This window comes from Microcoleus sp. S13_B4 (assembly GCF_036700885.1).
Lineage (GTDB): Bacteria > Cyanobacteriota > Cyanobacteriia > Cyanobacteriales > Microcoleaceae > Microcoleus.
In genome coordinates this window covers 121,388-139,735 of the sequence record NZ_JAUBPU010000007.1, presented here as the reverse complement: position 1 = coordinate 139,735, position 18,348 = coordinate 121,388, and the positions used below count along the sequence as shown (strand labels likewise).

Here is an 18,348-nt window from a genome sequence, read left to right as displayed (position 1 = left end):
AATTGCCCGACCACTTAGGCTCGCCGCAGCGCTTTAGCAGTGATGATGTTGGGGGTGTAGCGGAGGAAAATAAGTCGCGAGACTAAGATTCGCGGTCAAGAACCATAACTAATAACTAATGACTCATTAAGCAATTTTTACTTTACTCAACAGAGAATTTCCCAACAGTTTGCTAGCATCGCCAGCCGAGAGGGCAGGGCTGAAATAATAACCCTGAATTTCTTGACAGTGGAGTTCGCGCAAACACTCCAACTGCTCTTTAGTTTCTACTCCTTCTGCTACTACGCTCAAGTTCAAATCTCGCCCCAGCGTCGCTACAGCCTTGGCGATCGCCCGTTCGCACGGATCAGTCGTCAGTCCGCTGACAAAGGATTTATCTATTTTTAAGATATTCAAGGGAAACTTTTTGAGATAATTTAGAGAACAATAACCCGTGCCGAAATCGTCCAGCGCAATTTGCACTCCCATATTCTGCAACTCCCGGAGAACTTTTGTGGTATAATCCACATCTTGCATGGCTGTAGTCTCGGTAATTTCTAACTCTAAATACTTGGGTGCTAAACCGCTTTTTTCCAAGCACTTAGCTACCATTTGTACTAAATTAAATTGCTGGAACTGCCGAGCCGAAACGTTGACTGCTACCCGCAAATCTGGCTGCAAAGCATCCTGCCAAGCTTTATTTTGAGTGCAGGCTGTTTGCAGCACCCATTCCCCTATAGCTACAATTAATCCGTTATCTTCGGCGATCGGAATAAATGTAGCGGGAGTAACTAAACCTAATTGTGGATGTTGCCAGCGCAGCAGGGCTTCCATGCCCTGAATTTTCCAAGTAGTAATGTTGACTTTTGGCTGGTAGAAAACCTCAAATTCTCCCTGTTCTAAAGCCTCGTGCAGCCTCTGTTCTATAGTTAGTAAATGGCTGCCTTGGGGATTAATTGTTGAAGTATATAGCTGATAGTTATTTCTTCCCATTTCTTTAGCGCGGTACAAGGCGGCATCGGCATTTTTGACTAAAGTTTCGGCATCTTCACCATCATCTGGATAAAGAGCAATGCCGATGCTGCTGCTAACATGAAACGGTTGTCCTTCTAGTTTAAATGCTGGCTTTAAATTGTTGAGTATTCTTTGAGCTGTTTTAACTGCATCTTCTAAGCAATTGATATCGGGAAGCAGTATGGTAAATTCGTCGCCTCCCCAGCGGGCAACCGTATCAGTCGATCGCAAAGTGTCGCTGATGCGTCCGGCAAAACATTCTAACAGGCGATCGCCCGCAGCATGACCTAGTGTATCATTAATCTTTTTGAACCTGTCCAAGTCTAAAAACATCACAGCTAACATTTTTTTGGTTTGTTTAGCTTGTTTTAAGGACGCCAGCAGCCGCTCGTTAAAAAGTATCCGGTTCGGTAAACCGGTGAGTTGGTCGTAAACAGCTTGATAGCGAATAATTTCTTCAGCTTGCTTGCGCTGAGTAATGTCCATCATCGTGCCGAGTGCCCGTACTGCTTTGCCACTTTCATTGCGGATGATGTAGCCGCGATCGAGCACAAAAACATATCCCCCGTCTGCACGGTGAAAGCTGTATTCTTCCGACCAACATTGAGCGTCTGAGTTCATTGCTTCGGTGAAGCTTAACATCACTCTTTCCCGTTCTTCGGGATGAATATTTAGCCACCACGATTCTAATTCTATAGTTTGACTTTCGTTGAGTTTGTATCCAAAAACTTTTTCAAACTCTTTACTCAACCAATACTCATTTTTTAACAAATCAAAATCCCATACGGCATCATTTGTAGCCCTCGTCAGCAGGTGAAAGCGTTCTTCGCTTTTGCGTAGTTTTTCTTCGGATTGCACCCGTTCCGTTACATCCCGAAAACTGAATACTCGACCCGTAATTTTGCCTCCCGTGCGCTGCGGCAACGAGTAGCGCTCCAAGATTCTGCCATCTGTAAACTCGATGATATCGTAACTTTCTGCTGCGGGGCGATCGGACAATTCTTTAGCACGGTTGAGAAATATTGCCGGGTATTTTAACTGGTTGATTCCGAACTCCCAAATTTGCTTGTTATCTCTCGAATCGAGCAGGAAATCCGGCAACTGCCACATTTTGGCAAACTTGCGGTTAAAGGTGAGAACTTTTCCTACACTATCAACCGCCAGAATGCCGTCAGCAGTAGATTCAATGGTTGCTTGAAGCAACGAAAGAGATGTTTCTAGTTCTAACTCTGCTAATTTGCGATCGCTGATGTCAAAAGCTGTGATTAATATTGACGCTTTTCTCTCAAATTTAATAATATCTACAGTTGCTTCTATCCAGCGCATTTCTCCGGTTTTCGTGACTATTATTAATTCATATTTTGAGCCTGCACTTGAGCGCGCGTGCCTGGAGATACCCCATTTTTTAACTATTTCTAGAAAATCTCGATGAATTAAGTCGTATAAATCCAATGCTAGCAATTCTTCGCGAGTATATCCTGTCAGAGCTTCTGTCTGAGCATTGACATAGCGCAACTGTTGGCGGTGATAGATAAATGCCACAGCATTAACAGTTTCTATCAGTTGCCGAAACTTTTTTTCACTGCGCCGCAAATTTCTTTCCGCCCGCTTGCTATCGGTAATATCTTGTGCTATGTACAACTGGCCGCTGACCTTGCCTTTGCCGTCGCGAATAATTGAAATCGAAAGCAGTACAATTATTTTTTTTCGCTGTTTGGAAAGGTAGACTTTTTCGACGTTGCGGACAGAACCTTCCGCTGTTAAATTTACTACTTCTAACTCGGGGGCAGGTGATTCAGTTTTCTTAAAAATTCCGGCTATTGATTTACCTAACAACTCTTTTTTAGAGTATCCCAAAAGTTTACAGGTAGCTTGGTTTAACGACAGGATATGACCGCCTGGGGTGGTAGCAATTATCGAGACGTTCATTTCCTCGCAAATATCGAGGGCATATTCGGCAGTTTGCTGTAAATCTTGGGTCATTTGGGCAATAGTATCCCAGATATCCTGTTCTTTTTTTGGATACAACACTTTTTCTCCTTCTGGTAACTTGTTCTTCACTGTTTCAGACTTGGCTTTGATTAACCCCATCATCTTAGATAAGCTATTTACTGTTTTACCCCTGATCACTAATGAGATTACTACACAAATAAAAACTAGATAATGACCGATTATGGCTAACCTAAGAGTAGGTTTTTTTCGCGGAGTATCCTGAGATGGTATATAATTGTAAATCGGTAAATTTACGGGTTCATTTGGGGATAACTTATCCCCAAATAATGAGGCTCTTATAGAAGTAAGGGGGCGAGATGCCAAGCGCAAATAGCTATGTTTCTGAGACAGAATCCAAATCCCTTCTACAGGGGGAGGGCCATGCCCATCTGCTAGACTTGTCGATAATATTTTTGGATTTAGGCCACATTCCACACCAAAAATAGCCACCGCTAAATATCCCAATATTAATTGAAAAATTATTTTCATGTGCTCTATTTCCTAATTTCAAATAAAGCTTTTTAGCAATCATAAATCTCAAAAAATTTAGCCGAACTTGCTCTACCCTAGGAAAACCCAGCCACCCTTAATTTATGTGGATCTGTAAATATTTTTTTGCCCACCTAATAAGTTAGATTTATAACTAATTACCATTTTAATCTTAATTTAAAATATGTCATCAGCCATTTTGCCACAAATTATCCGCCATTATACCTATACATCGGCTGGGAGCGCTAAAATTAGATACTTCCGGCAAGAATGCGACCGGGATTTGTTAGAAAAATAAATAATTAGCCTAAAATCGATGCAGAGGTCCCCTAATTGAACCCATGAGTCAGACCATCCCAGAACTCCAAAAAGAAGTCCGCGCGCTGCAAGCAGAAGTTACCGCCCTGCAAGAGTCGCGGGAAAAACTTGGCGTACAGCGCTCTGAGTGCCGAGTGGCGGTCAGTTTTCCCAAAAATAATACTCCTGAAGCCATTGCTGAGTTCCACCAGCAAACTGCTGCTTTTGGGGAGCAGTGGTTGCAGCAAATCCAGCAAATTGACCGAGAGACTAAAAATATTGAAAAGCAATTGCAGCCAAAACAGGCTTTACTCAATTACAAACAAGGTGAACTAGACAAATTGCTGGCCGGACAGCACTGGCAAGAAGTAGAAAACCACGTTCAAACCGGGGAAAAACGCTTGCAAGCACAAGCTCGCAGAATCAATCAAGCAGCAGCGCAGCTAGAGACAGAAATCCAAGCTTTAAAAGCACTGTACGATCAACTCAATCCGAGTTATTCCGAGTGGTTTCAACAACCAACTCAAATAGTTGAATTTTCTGCCCAAACTATTCCTTATGCTTTTCCCAGCAGCAGCGGCTTGATATTGGAAAACAAGGAGATTGAGTGGGACAAAAAGTAGTTTTGACTTGTGCATTTTGAATCCTGGATGAGTAGGATTTAATGTCGCGGTCGAATGACGCAATAAGCAATACACTTTCGACGGCGACATTCACAGGTTTTTACCTGCTTTATTAGGTAAATAAAAAACACAAAACAGCCTCTGCCGCAGCTAATGTGGAGTTTTTAGTTTCATTTTTTGAAACCCGTTTATTTTTCACTCTGGTATCAAGATAAAATCTAAAATCTAACAGTCCTAGACAGATAAACCGGGTTGTACGGAAAGACTTCATTGCAACCCTCCCTCCTGCTAAAAACCCGCTTGATGAGAGTGAGGAGTGCGTAAGCCCTGTCTAAAATCTCAAATAGACTTACTGATGAAACAATTGATTTGGATAGCGCTATTTATTCTGGTTGCGGTGGCGGCTGTGGGTTGGCGTTCTGACTCGTGGCAGCGGTTGTCGGCTGTACCGGAAGTTTCAATCGATCGCAATATCCACACTTCTCAAAACCCGTCTCCCTTACCGCTTCCTGCTGAAAAAAATGCTTTTTCTCTACCCCAAATTGACCCGTCCCGGTTGTGGAAACACGTTGAGACTTTAGGAGGAGAACGTGAGGGAGAAGGATCTCGCTCTTTTACTAGAGATTACATTTCTAAACAACTGCAAACATTAGGATTGTCTGCAGAGTTACAGCGGTTCGATCGCGGAATCAACGTCTTTGCTGAGAGAAAAGGCAGTGACTCAAACGCCGGGGCAATTTTAGTGGCAGCACACTACGATACTGTACCAAACTCCCCAGGCGCTGACGACAATGCGACGGGAGTTGCAGTAGTTTTAGAAGTAGCAAGATTGCTGGGTTCTCGCCCTACGCCGCGGACATTGCAAGTAGCATTTTTCGACAGGGAAGAACTCGGACTTTTAGGCAGTTTAGCATTTACAGGTAGCGACGCGCGGTTAAAAAATTTGCAGGGAGCGATCGTCCTAGATATGGTAGGTTATGCCTGCCACACCCCCAGATGCCAGCAATATCCCGAAGGATTGACAGCGCAACCTTTTCTAGAAGCATCGGGGGTAAAATCTCCCGACAAAGGCGAGTTTATCGCTGTGATTGGGGATGCGGAACATCCGCTGCTATTGAAGAGTTTTGCGGAGTCGGGAAAAGCCGATTTGCCTGCGGTGGTGGCGCTGCCGGTTCCCCTGAAAGGGTTGCTGACTCCCGATGTTTTGCGGAGCGACCACGCGCCTTTCTGGTATAAAGGAATTGGTGCTGTGTTGGTGACGGATACTGCCAATTTGCGATCGCCCCACTATCACCAATCTAGCGATACATTAGCAACTATCGATAGACCTTTTTTCGCCGGTTCTGCTCAAATTGTTGTCAATGCCGTGGCTAAATTATTGGAATTAGGTAATTAGTAATTGGTAATGGGTAATCTAGTCGTTACCAGGCAGAGCCGGAGGGTAGGCTTCCGATTTTCCCACGCAAAGCAAGCGAGGCTCTGCCTCGGGAAATCGGTTACTAGGCTCTGCCAAGGAATGAGCTAAATAACCAATAACAAATAACAAATGACTAACAAAGAAAGCCTACAACGGCATTTACTGCAACTAGACAATCGAGGATACAAAGCATACAAAGACATTCAAGGTAACTACGACTTTTCTGAATTCACATTAATTATTGATTACGTGCAGGGAGATCCGTTTGCTTCTCCCAGTAAATTTAGAGTGCGAGTTCCGCCAAACATTGCTCAACTTCCCCGCGAACTTTTCAATTCTCGCAGTCGAGAAATAGCCTTGCGAGATTACCTAACTCGCCAGTTTGACAAAGCAGCCTACAGCATCAGCAGCAAGCGCGGCACTGGGAACAGCGGTTTGATTGCAGTGACTCGCTTCGGACAAGAAGTTTTAGAGCGAACTTCCGCATTTATCATTTCCTCAAATACATCCGATCTTGAAGATTTAGGAGGAGTTGAACTGCGATTTGCCGTCGGACTTCCAGCGAGTGGACGTAGTATTTTAGGGCGACAAGCTGCTGAAATGCTGTGCGAAGATATCCCGAAAATTGTCAGCAAATCTCTGAAGTATGCTAACTTAAATGCTGCTGAATGTCGCCGTCATCTTGAAACTGTAGAAGATGCTGACTGGCTGCGGGAACAGTTAGCTGAAAACGGATTAGTTGCGTTTGTGGCTGACGGTTCTATTTTACCCCGCCGCAGCGGTGTTGACAACAGTCCTTTGTTAAATAATGCTGTGGCTTTTCAGTCGCCGCGGTCGTTAAAAGTTGAGTTTAATTGTCCGAATCGCGGTTTGATTTCCGGTATGGGTATTCCCGCTGGCATTACTTTGATTGTTGGCGGTGGCTATCACGGCAAATCAACTTTACTCAGGGCGATTGAGCTGGGAGTTTACAACCGAATTCCGGGAGATGGTCGGGAATTTGTGGTGACTAATCCGGCAGCGGTGAAAATTAGAGCGGAAGATGGGAGAAGTGTTGCGGGAGTTGATATTTCGCCTTTTATTAACCACTTGCCACAAGGTAGAGATACTGCACAATTTTATACTGAAAATGCGAGCGGTAGCACCTCGCAAGCTGCTAATATTATTGAGGCTTTGGAAGTGGGGATAAGGAAGAAGGAAGAAGGAAGAAGGAAGAGGGAAGAGGGAAGAGAGAAGAAGGAAGAAGGAAGAGGGAAGAAGGAAGAAGCTCAGTGTTTGGTTTTAGAGAGGCAATTAGTGGCTATTTCAGAAGGGGATTTAGTGCCTGTTTTATTAGTTGATGAGGATACGGCGGCGACTAATTTTATGATTCGCGATCGCCGAATGCAGGAACTCATCGCTAAGGATAAGGAACCGATTACCCCGTTTATTGATAAAGTGAGACAATTGTATGCGGATTATGGCGTATCGACTATTTTAGTCATGGGCGGAAGCGGCGATTATTTTGATGTGGCAGATACTGTGATTGCACTGGATAATTTTCAAGCATATAATGTGACGGAAAAAGCTAAAGAAATTGCTAAAAATTACTCGATTAGCCGCGCTGCTGAAGGGGGAGAAAATTTTGGTGAGATTACTTTAAGAGTGCCGATTCCTGCTAGTTTAGATCCGACTCGGGGACGGCGAGATGTGCGGGTGAAGGTGCGCGATGTTGATGAATTGGCTTTCGGAACTGAGGATATTGATTTGGGTGCTGTTGAACAAATTGTGGACAGCGGACAGTTAAGGGCGATCGCTGCGGCAATGGTTTATGCTAAGCAGCAATACATGGACGGGAAACGCACTTTGTCGGAAATCATAGATTTGGTGATGGCAGATATTGACGCGCAGGGGATGGATATTTTATCGCCTTTTCCTGAAGGAGATTTTGCCATGTTTCGACGGTTTGAATTAGCTGCGGCAATTAATCGGCTTCGCAGTTTGTCGGTTGTTGCTAAGTAGACTTGCTTAATATAAGTGGATTGTTGCCTTACTTTTGATATGCTGACAAAAGTGAGTGCAAAAACCGCGATTGAAGTATGACAGGCAATATAGGACAACTGACTGCTTTAAGCGATCGACCTTATATAGTATTAAGCAATCAAGGCGAGGTTTTACAGTTAGAGTTAAAACAGCAGCAGCACGTATTGGGGCGCGATCGCACTCGTGCTGATTTAGCCATTCCCGAACCCTGGCGCGCAGTTTCCGGCGTTCACGCTGTTTTGCGCCAAATTGGGGATAATTACTGGATTTACGACGGTGACGGGCAGCGGCCGAGCACTAATGGCTTATTTGTCGATCGCACTCGCATCACTCCCAATGACGGTTATTGTCTGAAAAACGGCACAGAAATTAAAATCGGTCTCGATCCTCAAAATCAAGTTTTGCTGAGTTATTTTAATCCGCTGGCGAATCAGGTTGCTGTCCCTAGCAAGCAGTCAATTCTTCTTAAGAATCGGTCGGTTTTGTTGGGACGCGATCCAAACGCTTCGCTGCAATTAGATGCGCCGCTTGTTTCTAGACGCCACGCCACAATCGACCAAGACAGTCGCGGTAATTATATTTTGCGAGACCACAGCGTTAACGGGGTTTTTGTTAACGGTCAGCGCGTGACAAATTCTGTACAGTTGTCCGAGGGAGATGCAATTCGGATCGGCCCGTTTACTCTAACTTACCGCAGCGGTGAGTTGCAGATGCAAGACTCGGGCCATCAAATTCGTTTGGATGCTGACAGTCTGGTAATTCCGAAGCGTTTGGATAACATCACTTTGGCGATCGAACCGGGGCAGTTTGTGGCTTTAGTCGGCGGTAGCGGCGCTGGCAAATCTACTTTAATGCGGACGCTTTTAGGCATCGAAAAAACTACTAACGGCGCTGTGTTTCTCAACGGCGACAACCTGCGCCAAAACTTCAATATTTACCGCAATCAAATCGGTTACGTGCCTCAAGATGATATTGTACACGCAGAGTTTATTTGATGTTGACTCTGTGGTTGCAGAAGCGGAAAGATATTTTATGAATTACTGGCTGATGAAGTCGGAACCGGATGTTTACAGTATTGCGGATTTGAAGCACGATCGCACTTGCATTTGGGATGGCGTTCGCAACTATCAAGCTCGCAATTTTATGCGACAAATGAGTCGGGGAGACTTAGTATTTTTTTACCATTCTAATACTAAAATACCCGGAATTGTCGGCTTAGTCCGCGTGGTGGAAACTGGGATTGTTGACCCTACTCAGTTCGACATAAAAAGCGAGTATTATGATCCTAAATCGCAGTTTGATGCACCTCGATGGCAAACGGTAAAAGTGGAGTTTGTTGAAGAATTTACTAAGTTAATATCTTTGGGTAAACTTAAACAAAAGTTTAGCAGTGATGAGATTTGGCTGGTGAGAAAAGGCAATCGGTTATCGGTGATGCCGGTGTCTGAAAGTGCTGCTGAGAAGATTTTGAATATGAAATAACTCTAGCTAAGTATGGTGCGTCATCAGAGCGTTATTTCGTCAAATATTTAGAAGCTTAAAGCTGACGCACCATACAATTATTGACTAAAGACCGGCCGCACAAACAGCCGCACCAATTAACCCTACATTGTCATTCAAAACCAATCGAACCGGCATCATTTCTAACAGCGAATCCATCCGGCCTTTGTGCGTAAAAGCTCGCATAAAACCCCCTTCTAGCATCAGGGGCAAAATCTTAGCAGCGATGCCGCCGGCTATGTACAAACCGCCATAAGGTAGAAGTGACACAGCCATATTTCCTGCCACTGCACCGTAAGCTTCTACAAACATTTGCATTGTTTGTTCGGAAAGCCGATCGCACTTTTTGAGAGCCGCCTGTGCAATTGTTGCCCCCGGATCGACACTCTTTTCGCTTTTACCGATTTCTGACTCCCATTTTTTGATAACTTCCCCTATCTCCGGCGATTCAGGAGCAAACTTTCTGTCCCGCAAAAACTGGTAAATTGAAACAATCCCTTGTCCCGAAACTACACGCTCGATCGATATTCTTTGAATGTCGTGTTTTGCTAACAAATATTTCAGCAATTCAAACTCCAACTCCGAACGAGGAGCAAAGTCACCGTGCCCCCCTTCCGAAGAAAAAACCCTGATGCCATTTGCTTCGGGAATTCCAAAACAATTTCCCAAACCAGTACCCGCACCAATCACAGCAATTGGATCGTGTTGACGGGGTTTTCCTACTTGCAAAATGTGCAAGTCTTTAGCATCCAAACCCCACACGCCATAGCCAACCGCAACAAAATCATTAATTAAACTGACGCGGGATATTTTTAATTCTTGTTCCAGACGCTTCGCATCCAGCACCCAAGGCAAATTAGTCAGTTTTGCAGTGTTGTTAACCACCGGTCCTGCGATCGCAAAACAAGCTTTTTCTGGCACAACCGGCCCATTCAACTTACTAGCAGCTTCCCTCAAAAACTGCTGCACCATCGGCACTAAATCGGGAAACTCCCCGCTCGGGTAGCGAAACTCGTAAACAGGGTTCATTTCACCGTTAACACTCCTTTCCACCAAGCGTAAAATCGTCTTTGTTCCGCCAATATCGCCAGCTAATAATAATGCCATAAATCTCCTATTCAACCAAACATAACATTCCTAATTTAAACACCCACAGTATTAATTGCCAACCAAGCCCGCAGCACCTCAGCCACAGTCCAAGCTTGAGCCGTGCAGCCCCGAGGCGAGTGAGGGGCGTCGCCCTCAAAAATTTCGGCCAGACTGCCAACTCCGCTGGCTCTTATATGATGTGCCATCGGTTCGAGGAATTCGCTCGCTTGTGCTGGGTTTTTGTATACGTGTAAGTGCGCCAAGACAAACGGGCCAATCAGCCAGCCCCAAACTGTGCCCTGATGGTAGGCGCTGTCGCGCTGCAATTGGTCGCCTCCGTATGCGCCGCGATACTGGGGGTGCTGGGGCGAGAGGCTGCGGAGGCCGACAGAAGTAAGAAGCTGCTGGGCGCAGGCGTCCACCACGCCGCGCTGCTGGATGGGCGTCAGTAACGGTGTATAGCGGGTTTCCTGGCGCATCCCCGCTGACAACGAGTTGGTCGAGTGAGGAGGAATCGAGTCTAGGGGCAGGGATACGGCGAATATTTGGTTGGGCCTCAGGGAGCTATCGTGTCCGTCTGGGCCGTCGAGAACGTCGTAACAGTAACCAGTTGAGGCGTTCCAGAAGCGGGGGAATCCGGCGGCTGTTCGATCGCCCAATTGCTGGTATTCATTGTGAGGCTTGCCCAGTTTTCGAGCAAAACTTGCCATAGCTTGTATAGCATTGTACCAAAGCGCGCTGAGTTCGATCGGCTTACCAATCCGGGGCGTCACCACCCAATCGCCGATTTTCGCGTCCATCCAAGTCAGTTGCACGCCGGTTTCGCCCGCGTAGATTAAACCGTCATCGGGATCGACGCGGATGTTATACCGAGTTCCCTGTATGTGCCAGTCAATAATCTCACATAACACCGGCCAGAGTTCGCTCAAAAGTTTGTCGTCCCCCGTGGCATCGATATAAGCGCGAATGGCCTCAAAGTACCACAGCGTGGCGTCTGCGCTGTTGTATTCCGGTGCGTCGCCCGCATCCGGGAAGCGGTTCGGCAGCATCCCCCGATCGACATACCGCGCAAATGTCCGCAAAATCGATCGCGCGATTTCCGATCGCCCGGTACAGATTGTGAGGCCGGGCAAGCTAATCATTGTATCCCGTCCCCAGTCGCTGAACCAGGGATATCCGGCGATAATCGTTTTGCCTTCGGGTTCCTCCGGTAGCGGGCGGCTGACGATAAATTGGTCGGCTGCTAGCACTAAGCGATCGATCCAGTCGGGAGATTCCCTCACTTTTGACCAGTTTTGCAGCAGTTCTCCTTCATAAGTGCGACGCACTTCTAAAGCTTTACCGCCGTTGAGTTCGGTATTTTTCTCGGTGCTGGCTATCAATGTGAGAGAACTTCCCGGTGCGATCGTCATGTGAAAAGTCGCCGCGTGCAAGTGATCCTCGCAGCAATCCAATCCGCGCCGCTTTTCGGCTGCTAGGTCAAATCCGTAATGCCAATTGTATAAAGGCGCAGAAACTCGAAATTGGGCCTCTGCTTCGGCATCAGTCAGCAGGTACAGGGGTGCAGACTTGGGAAATGCAGTCACGCAAACCCCGCTTTCCAAGGTTTGTAGGCTCATCTGCCAGTCGCCGACGGTCGTGGTGTGGTGGTAGTCGCGATAGTTGATCAGGGCTTTGACAGCGAGGGCGATCGGTTGTGAGGCGCGGTGCAAGCGGTATTGAATATATGTTGTGTTAGCACCTTGCTGCATCCAAATCCGCTTTTCCAGGATAGCCTCGGCGAGAGCAAACCTCCAAACTGGGGTCGTGCCTTCCAGGTGAAAGCTTTCGATGTAGTTGTAGCCGTGGGGTTCGATCGTCGCGTCGGCCCAGCGGTTTGTATAAAGCGGATAGGCGCGATCGTGATACACAGCCGTCTCGTCCAGCTTGGCGAGCATCAAAGTGCGTCCCAGCGGGGGTTTGAGGGCGGCTACCAGCAAGCCGTGATAGCGGCGGGTGAGGAGATTTGCGATCGTCCCGCTAGCGTAACCGCCGATCCCGTTTGTGACCAACCACTCGCGAGACTCCGCCGAGTCGAGATTGCCGCAGATTTCCCGTCCAAAAGCAATAACCATAAAATCCACACTCGCGCTGATTTTTGACCTACCTTTAGGTAGATTTTCGACATGATATCAACCAGAAATATTAACGCTTCCAGGCCGTTAGTTTGGCGATCGCCCCCGTGCCGATTCCTGCTCTAATTTAGACATAACTAACCGCTACTTTTGCCCATTACACGATTTTACCCTTTGATGCCTCTGTCTAAAGTTAGTTGTTTGTTATATTAAGTAATATTACCGTCTAAACAGGCGCTGAACTTTAAGGGCAAAGCATTTGATAATAGCGCGTCGGGCGATCGAACTACCAACCTATTTTATAAGGAGAACAGCTCAAAGTGAAGATAGGAGCAAATTACCTCGGCAATAACCAATGTGAATTTAGCGTTTGGGCGCCCACCCTCAAACAAATGGCAGTCCAAATTGTTTCCCCAACAAAACGCCTGATACCCCTGCAACAATCGGCAGAAGGTTATTGGCAAACCACAGCTACAGACATCGAACCAGGAACCCTTTACACTTACCAAATCGAAGGAAAAACCGACCGACCAGACCCAGCCTCAAAATATCAACCCCAAGGCGTACACGCTCCGTCGCAAGTAATAGATGAAAATATTTTTACTTGGACTGACACAAATTGGCAAGGCGTGCCGCTAGCCGAAATGATTATTTACGAACTGCACGTCGGCACATTCACCCAAGCCGGAACATTTGAAGCAATAATTCCCCAGCTCAACCGACTCAAAGAACTGGGAATCAACGCCATCGAAATAATGCCAGTAGCCCAATTCCCTGGCGAGCGAAACTGGGGATACGATGGGGTATATCCCTACGCCGTTCAAAACTCCTACGGCGGCCCCGAAGGCTTCAAAACACTCGTTAACGCCTGCCACGAACACGGCATTTCAGTAATTCTCGATGTAGTGTATAACCACCTCGGCCCCGAAGGAAATTATCTCAGGGACTTCGGCCCCTACTTTACCTCAAAATACGGCTCAGTTTGGGGAGACCCTCTCAACTTCGACGACGCATACAGTGACGGCGTACGCAACTACTTTATTGAAAACGCCCTCTACTGGTTTCGAGACTATCACATTGATGCCCTGAGATTAGATGCAATTCAAGCAATATTTGAAGTAGGTGCAAGACCTTTTTTACAAGAACTATCCGATGCCACAGCCGATATTTCCCAAGAACTAGGACGGCAACTTTACTTAATAGCCGAAAGTGACTTAAATGATGTCCGCACTATACGTCCCAAAGAACTCGGTGGCTTCGGACTAGACGCCCAATGGTGCGATGATTTCCACCACGCACTGCACGCCTTGCTCACCGGAGAAGACGACCGATACTACCAAGATTTCGGCAAGTGCGAACACTTAGAAAAAGCCTTCAAAGAAAGCTTTGTTTACTCCGGCCAGTACGCCCCCCACAGAAAGCGGAAACACGGCAATTCTGTTAAGGATGAACCGGGTCATAATTTTTTGGTGTTTGCCCAAACCCACGACCAAATCGGCAACCGCATTTTGGGAGACCGACTCTCGAAAATAGTTGACTTGGAAGGATTGAAACTTGCAGCCGGCACAGTCTTAATTTCTCCCTACATTCCCTTCTTTTTTATGGGAGAAGAATACGGAGAAGAAGCACCGTTTTTTTACTTCGTTTCCCACTCTGACGAAAACTTAATTGAAGCTATCCGCAAAGACAAACAACAAGAATTTAAAATCTTTGAAGGCCGAGGCGAGTTTCAAGACCCCCAGAGTCCTGAGACTTTCGATAAGTGTAAGTTAAACTGGGAAAAACAAACCGAAGGCAAACACAAAATCCTTTGGGAATGGCATCAACATCTGATTCAACTGCGGCGGCAAATACCAGCCCTTAAAAAACTCGACAAAAACAGTCTAGAAGTATCCAGCATTGAAGCGGAAAAAATCTTATTTCTACGTCGCTGGACAGATGACAGCCAAATATTCTGCATTTTAAACTTCAACAGGCAAGAGGTAGCTTTTACGGCTGCACTTCCCCAAGGCAACTGGAACAAAATTTTAGACTCTGCTGACGAAAAATGGATGGGTTTAGGTTCTAGCTTGCCTGAAAAGATAAATTCAGAGCAAAAATTGACCGTTAAACCGCAGAGTTTCGCACTCTATGAATTACAGTAATTAAAACGGGAAGCAGAGCCTCAAATACAGGCGTTCCCAGGCAGAGCCTAGGAACAAGAAATGGGAGGCAGAACCTCTCTCGTTCCCCGGCTCTGCCCCTTGGTGACAACTTAAGACTGAAACCATTGATAAATCTCGCTTGTAGCTAAGTCTAGATCCCCCTAAATCCCCCTTAAGAAGGGGGACTTTGAGAAGACTCTTGTCCCCCCCTTCTTAAGGGGGGCTAGGGGGGATCTAACCTTAATACTCAAACAGCAGTCTGTGATTGGGTTTGACGTTAAGTTGTCACCCAGCCTCCGCCGGGGAATGCAGTCGAGGAGGCTCTGCCTCATAATATTAAAAAAGAAAACCCTAAAAAACCTGGAGTAAAATTAACATGATGAGAATTCCCACAACAACTTATCGGATTCAATTTCATGGAGGTTTTAACTTTGAAGCCGCCAAACAAATCCTTAGCTATCTGGAAGATTTAGGAATTACCGACCTTTACGCTTCACCAATCTTTAAAGCCAGAAAAGGCAGCTCTCACGGATACGATGTCGTTGACTCAAATCAGCTCAATCCAGAATTGGGAACATCAGAAAATTTTGAAGCCCTCACCTACGAAGTCAAGAAACGGAACATGGGATGGCTGCAAGATATTGTCCCAAACCACATGGCTTACGACACTCAAAACTTGCTGCTGTTAGACGTATTGGAACACGGGCCGGATTCCGACTATTTCGATTACTTCGATATTGAATGGAATCATGCTTACGAACATCTCCGAGGTCGAGTGCTGGCTCCGCTGCTGGGCAATTTTTATGGAGAGTGTCTGGAAAATGGCGAGATTCAACTCAAATACAGCGAAATTGGGCTGACAATCAATTATTATAGCTTACAATTGCCAGTAAGAATTGAATCTTATGCTAAATTTATCAGTCATAATTTGGGCCATTTAGCCAGGGAATTAGGCAGACGCCATCCAGATTTTATCAAGTTTTTGGGAATTCTTTATTTAATTAAAAATACACCTTCAGAAACTAAAGGTAAAACCCGATACGATCAGATAGCTTTTGTCAAAGGACTGCTGTGGGAACTCTACAATCAAAATCCCCTTGTGCAGGAATTTATCGATGAAAACATCAATTTTTTTAACGGAGAAAAGGGCAATGCCGAAAGCTTTAATCTGCTAGACGATTTGCTTTCCGAGCAGTTTTACCGTCTGGCTTTCTGGAAAGTGGGGGCCGAAGAAATTAACTACCGAAGGTTTTTTACAGTCAACGAACTTATTTCGGTAAAAGTTGAAGAGATTAAAGTTTTTCACAAAAACCATGCTCTGATATTCGACATGGTTGATGAGGGAAAGTTTACCGGATTGAGAATCGACCACATCGACGGACTGTACGACCCCACAGAATATTTGAAACGGCTCCGGGAGAAAGTCGGAGACACTTACATTACTGTTGAAAAGATTCTGGAACACGAAGAAGATTTGCCGTCATATTGGCCGATTGAGGGAACTAGCGGCTACGACTTTTTGAATTACGTAAACGGCGTTTTCTGTCGGTGCGATCGCGAGCAGCAATTTAGCGAAATCTATCAGAGATTTACTCGCTTAAATGTTCCCTATGAACAGTTGTTTTTAGACAAAAAAGGGCTGATTGTTGAGAAAAACTTGGCGGGAGATGTAGACAATCTAGCTCAACTTTTGAAGAATATCTCCGGTCAATCGAGACAGGGAAATGACTTTACTCGTCCCGGTTTGGAAAAAGCATTGGCGGCTGTTTTGACGATTTTTCCAGTCTACCGAACTTACATCAATCAAGATGGTTTGAGAGAGTCCGATCGCACTTACGTAAAATATGCGATCGCTCACGCGAAAGAACAAGTACCGCGACTTCTAAAGGAACTTAAATTTATCGAAACTGTGCTGTTGCTGGAAGAAGAAGAAACCCTAACAACCGAACAAAAAGAGCAGCGTCGGCACTTTGTAATGAAACTCCAGCAGTTGACCGGGCCTTTGATGGCCAAAGGCGTTGAAGACACCCTTTTATACGTCTACTATCGGCTTTTATCCCTCAACGAAGTGGGAGGAAACCCCAGTCAATTCGGCGTGTCGTTGGTAGATTTTCACGAGTTTAACAAACAGCAGCAAGTCGCTTGGCCGCACAAAATGAATGCTACAGCTACCCACGATACCAAACGCGGCGAAGATGTGCGAGCTCGAATTAACGTTTTGTCCGAAATTCCCGATGAATGGGAACAGCAAGTCAAGTCTTGGAGAGAGCTAAACTCTTCTAAAAAAGTCAACTTTGTGAATCGAATGGTTCCCAATACTAACGACGAATACTTCTTGTACCAAACTTTGCTCGGCAGTTTTCCCTTTGAGGGAATTGAAAATACTGATTATGTCGATCGCCTGAAAGATTATGTCATTAAAGCTGTCCGTGAAGCCAAAGTTTATACGGCTTGGCTGAGACCGGATAACGACTACGAAGCTGGTTTTATGACCTTTGTCGATAGCGTTCTCGAACCTTCGGAACAAAATCAGTTTCTCAACAAATTTACACCTTTCTGGAAAAAAGTAGCTAATTACGGAATTTTCAATTCTTTATCTCAAACACTCCTGAAAATCACTGCTCCGGGCGTTCCCGACATTTATCAAGGGACGGAATTCTGGGATTTAAGCCACGTCGATCCGGATAACCGCCGTCCCGTTGATTTTGACCGCAGAATCGAGGTTTTGCGGGAAATTAAAGAGCAAGCTCAGACGGATATTTTGCAACTGGTTGAAGATTTGATTGCGACGCGGGAAGACGCGAGAATTAAGTTGTTTTTGACGGCAAGAGCTCTAGAAGCGAGAAAAAAATACTTGGAAGTTTTTCAATCAGGCGATTATCTGCCTCTGCAAGCAGTTGGCACGTTTAAAGATAATGTTGTTGCCTTTGCCAGAAGCTTTGGAGAGACTACCGTTATTGTCATTGCTCCCCGGTTTTTGACGGGAATTGTCAAACCCGAAGAAATGCCGCTCGGCAAACAAGTCTGGAAAGATACTAATTTGAAATTATCCGAGCAAATGCCGTCGGTTTGGAAAGATGCAATTACAAATCAGGCAGTAGAAAGTAACGGTACGTTGGCAATTGGTGAAGCTCTGAGTTACTTTCCGGCAGCTCTGCTGATCGGTGAAAGATAGCAATTAAAAGCTGGAAAATTCTCGAATAACCCGAGATTCCCAGCAGCCGGACTTGAGGCTCTCCCTAAATATATTCCTTCCCAGGCACAGTCTGGAAGTAAACCGAAAGGGGCACGGCAATGCCGTGTCCCTTTTCAGAATTGATATTAAACCTGATTTGAAGTCAAAAAACCGATCGCCCCTACCAACCAAACAAAATTTATACACATAAGACGGCAAATACAACACAACGTATACGGTTTGCCACAATACCCGAATCGATCGCACACCGTACATTGGGAAGAGTAAAGAAAAGCAAAGCAGTCAACAACTGTAGCGGTGCAAGCCTCACGGATGCAACCGTCCCCCCAGAGGTTCGGTAAATACCCCTTCATCGCAAGGTCTACCGCCCGCAGTATAGAGATCAGCACCCTATCGAAGACTGTATTAAAGCAGGACTCACTACCCGTAAACCGCGAGGTAAAATCGCAGTCCTGAATAACCAGACTATCGC

General features: G+C 45.8%; 10 protein-coding genes. 7 read left to right on the top strand and 3 right to left on the bottom strand.

Going from position 1 to position 18,348, the window contains the following annotated elements; genetic code table 11:
• Positions 1 to 126: 126 nt before the first annotated feature.
• Positions 127 to 3,054, bottom strand: coding sequence for an EAL domain-containing protein (locus QT994_RS06915; RefSeq protein ID WP_333172836.1), 2,928 nt, complete (start codon positions 3,052 to 3,054; stop codon positions 127 to 129).
• 761 nt (positions 3,055 to 3,815) lie between these two features.
• Here QT994_RS06915 and QT994_RS06910 point away from each other — a divergent pair.
• From QT994_RS06910 to QT994_RS06890, 5 genes are all read left to right on the top strand, one after another.
• The gene (locus QT994_RS06910) at positions 3,816 to 4,394 is read left to right on the top strand and encodes a hypothetical protein (RefSeq protein ID WP_333172834.1); all 579 of its coding nucleotides are present in this window, start codon (positions 3,816 to 3,818) and stop codon (positions 4,392 to 4,394) included.
• Between the two features lie 355 nt (positions 4,395 to 4,749).
• Positions 4,750 to 5,790, top strand: coding sequence for a M28 family peptidase (locus QT994_RS06905; protein ID WP_333172832.1), 1,041 nt, complete (start codon positions 4,750 to 4,752; stop codon positions 5,788 to 5,790).
• A 150-nt stretch (positions 5,791 to 5,940) separates the two neighbouring features.
• Positions 5,941 to 7,812: an ABC-ATPase domain-containing protein gene (locus QT994_RS06900; RefSeq protein WP_333172829.1), complete on the top strand. Its 1,872-nt coding sequence runs from the start codon at positions 5,941 to 5,943 to the stop codon at positions 7,810 to 7,812.
• Positions 7,813 to 7,889: 77 nt separating this feature from the next.
• Entirely contained in the window at positions 7,890 to 8,828 is a 939-nt protein-coding gene (locus QT994_RS06895; protein WP_333172827.1) for an FHA domain-containing protein, read from the top strand.
• Positions 8,829 to 8,865: 37 nt separating this feature from the next.
• Positions 8,866 to 9,315 (top strand): EVE domain-containing protein, encoded by a 450-nt coding sequence (locus QT994_RS06890; protein WP_333045326.1) that lies wholly within the window; start codon positions 8,866 to 8,868, stop codon positions 9,313 to 9,315.
• A gap of 84 nt (positions 9,316 to 9,399) precedes the next feature.
• Here the strand turns inward: QT994_RS06890 and QT994_RS06885 are convergent, their stop codons facing one another.
• Both QT994_RS06885 and QT994_RS06880 read right to left on the bottom strand, forming a co-directional pair.
• Positions 9,400 to 10,440 (bottom strand): glucokinase, encoded by a 1,041-nt coding sequence (locus QT994_RS06885; RefSeq protein ID WP_333045324.1) that lies wholly within the window; start codon positions 10,438 to 10,440, stop codon positions 9,400 to 9,402.
• Between the two features lie 35 nt (positions 10,441 to 10,475).
• The gene (locus QT994_RS06880; protein WP_333172825.1) at positions 10,476 to 12,536 is read right to left on the bottom strand and encodes an amylo-alpha-1,6-glucosidase; all 2,061 of its coding nucleotides are present in this window, start codon (positions 12,534 to 12,536) and stop codon (positions 10,476 to 10,478) included.
• A 320-nt stretch (positions 12,537 to 12,856) separates the two neighbouring features.
• Here QT994_RS06880 and treZ point away from each other — a divergent pair, with 320 nt between their 5' ends.
• Positions 12,857 to 14,680 (top strand): malto-oligosyltrehalose trehalohydrolase, encoded by a 1,824-nt coding sequence (treZ, locus tag QT994_RS06875; RefSeq protein WP_333172822.1) that lies wholly within the window; start codon positions 12,857 to 12,859, stop codon positions 14,678 to 14,680.
• 379 nt (positions 14,681 to 15,059) lie between these two features.
• Entirely contained in the window at positions 15,060 to 17,855 is a 2,796-nt protein-coding gene (treY, locus tag QT994_RS06870) for a malto-oligosyltrehalose synthase (protein WP_333172867.1), read from the top strand.
• The last annotated feature ends 493 nt before the right edge of the window (positions 17,856 to 18,348 follow it).

What these genes read in the sequence shown, in the direction of transcription:
- QT994_RS06890 (WP_333045326.1), top strand. Translation starts at nt 8,866, where the DNA reads ATGAATTACTGGCTGATGAAGTCGGAACCGGATGTTTACAGTATTGCG.
- QT994_RS06900 (WP_333172829.1), top strand. Translation starts at nt 5,941, where the DNA reads ATGACTAACAAAGAAAGCCTACAACGGCATTTACTGCAACTAGACAAT.
- QT994_RS06885 (WP_333045324.1), bottom strand. Translation starts at nt 10,440, where the DNA reads ATGGCATTATTATTAGCTGGCGATATTGGCGGAACAAAGACGATTTTA.
- QT994_RS06895 (WP_333172827.1), top strand. Translation starts at nt 7,890, where the DNA reads ATGACAGGCAATATAGGACAACTGACTGCTTTAAGCGATCGACCTTAT.
- treY (WP_333172867.1), top strand. Translation starts at nt 15,060, where the DNA reads ATGAGAATTCCCACAACAACTTATCGGATTCAATTTCATGGAGGTTTT.
- QT994_RS06910 (WP_333172834.1), top strand. Translation starts at nt 3,816, where the DNA reads ATGAGTCAGACCATCCCAGAACTCCAAAAAGAAGTCCGCGCGCTGCAA.
- QT994_RS06880 (WP_333172825.1), bottom strand. Translation starts at nt 12,536, where the DNA reads ATGGTTATTGCTTTTGGACGGGAAATCTGCGGCAATCTCGACTCGGCG.
- QT994_RS06905 (WP_333172832.1), top strand. Translation starts at nt 4,750, where the DNA reads ATGAAACAATTGATTTGGATAGCGCTATTTATTCTGGTTGCGGTGGCG.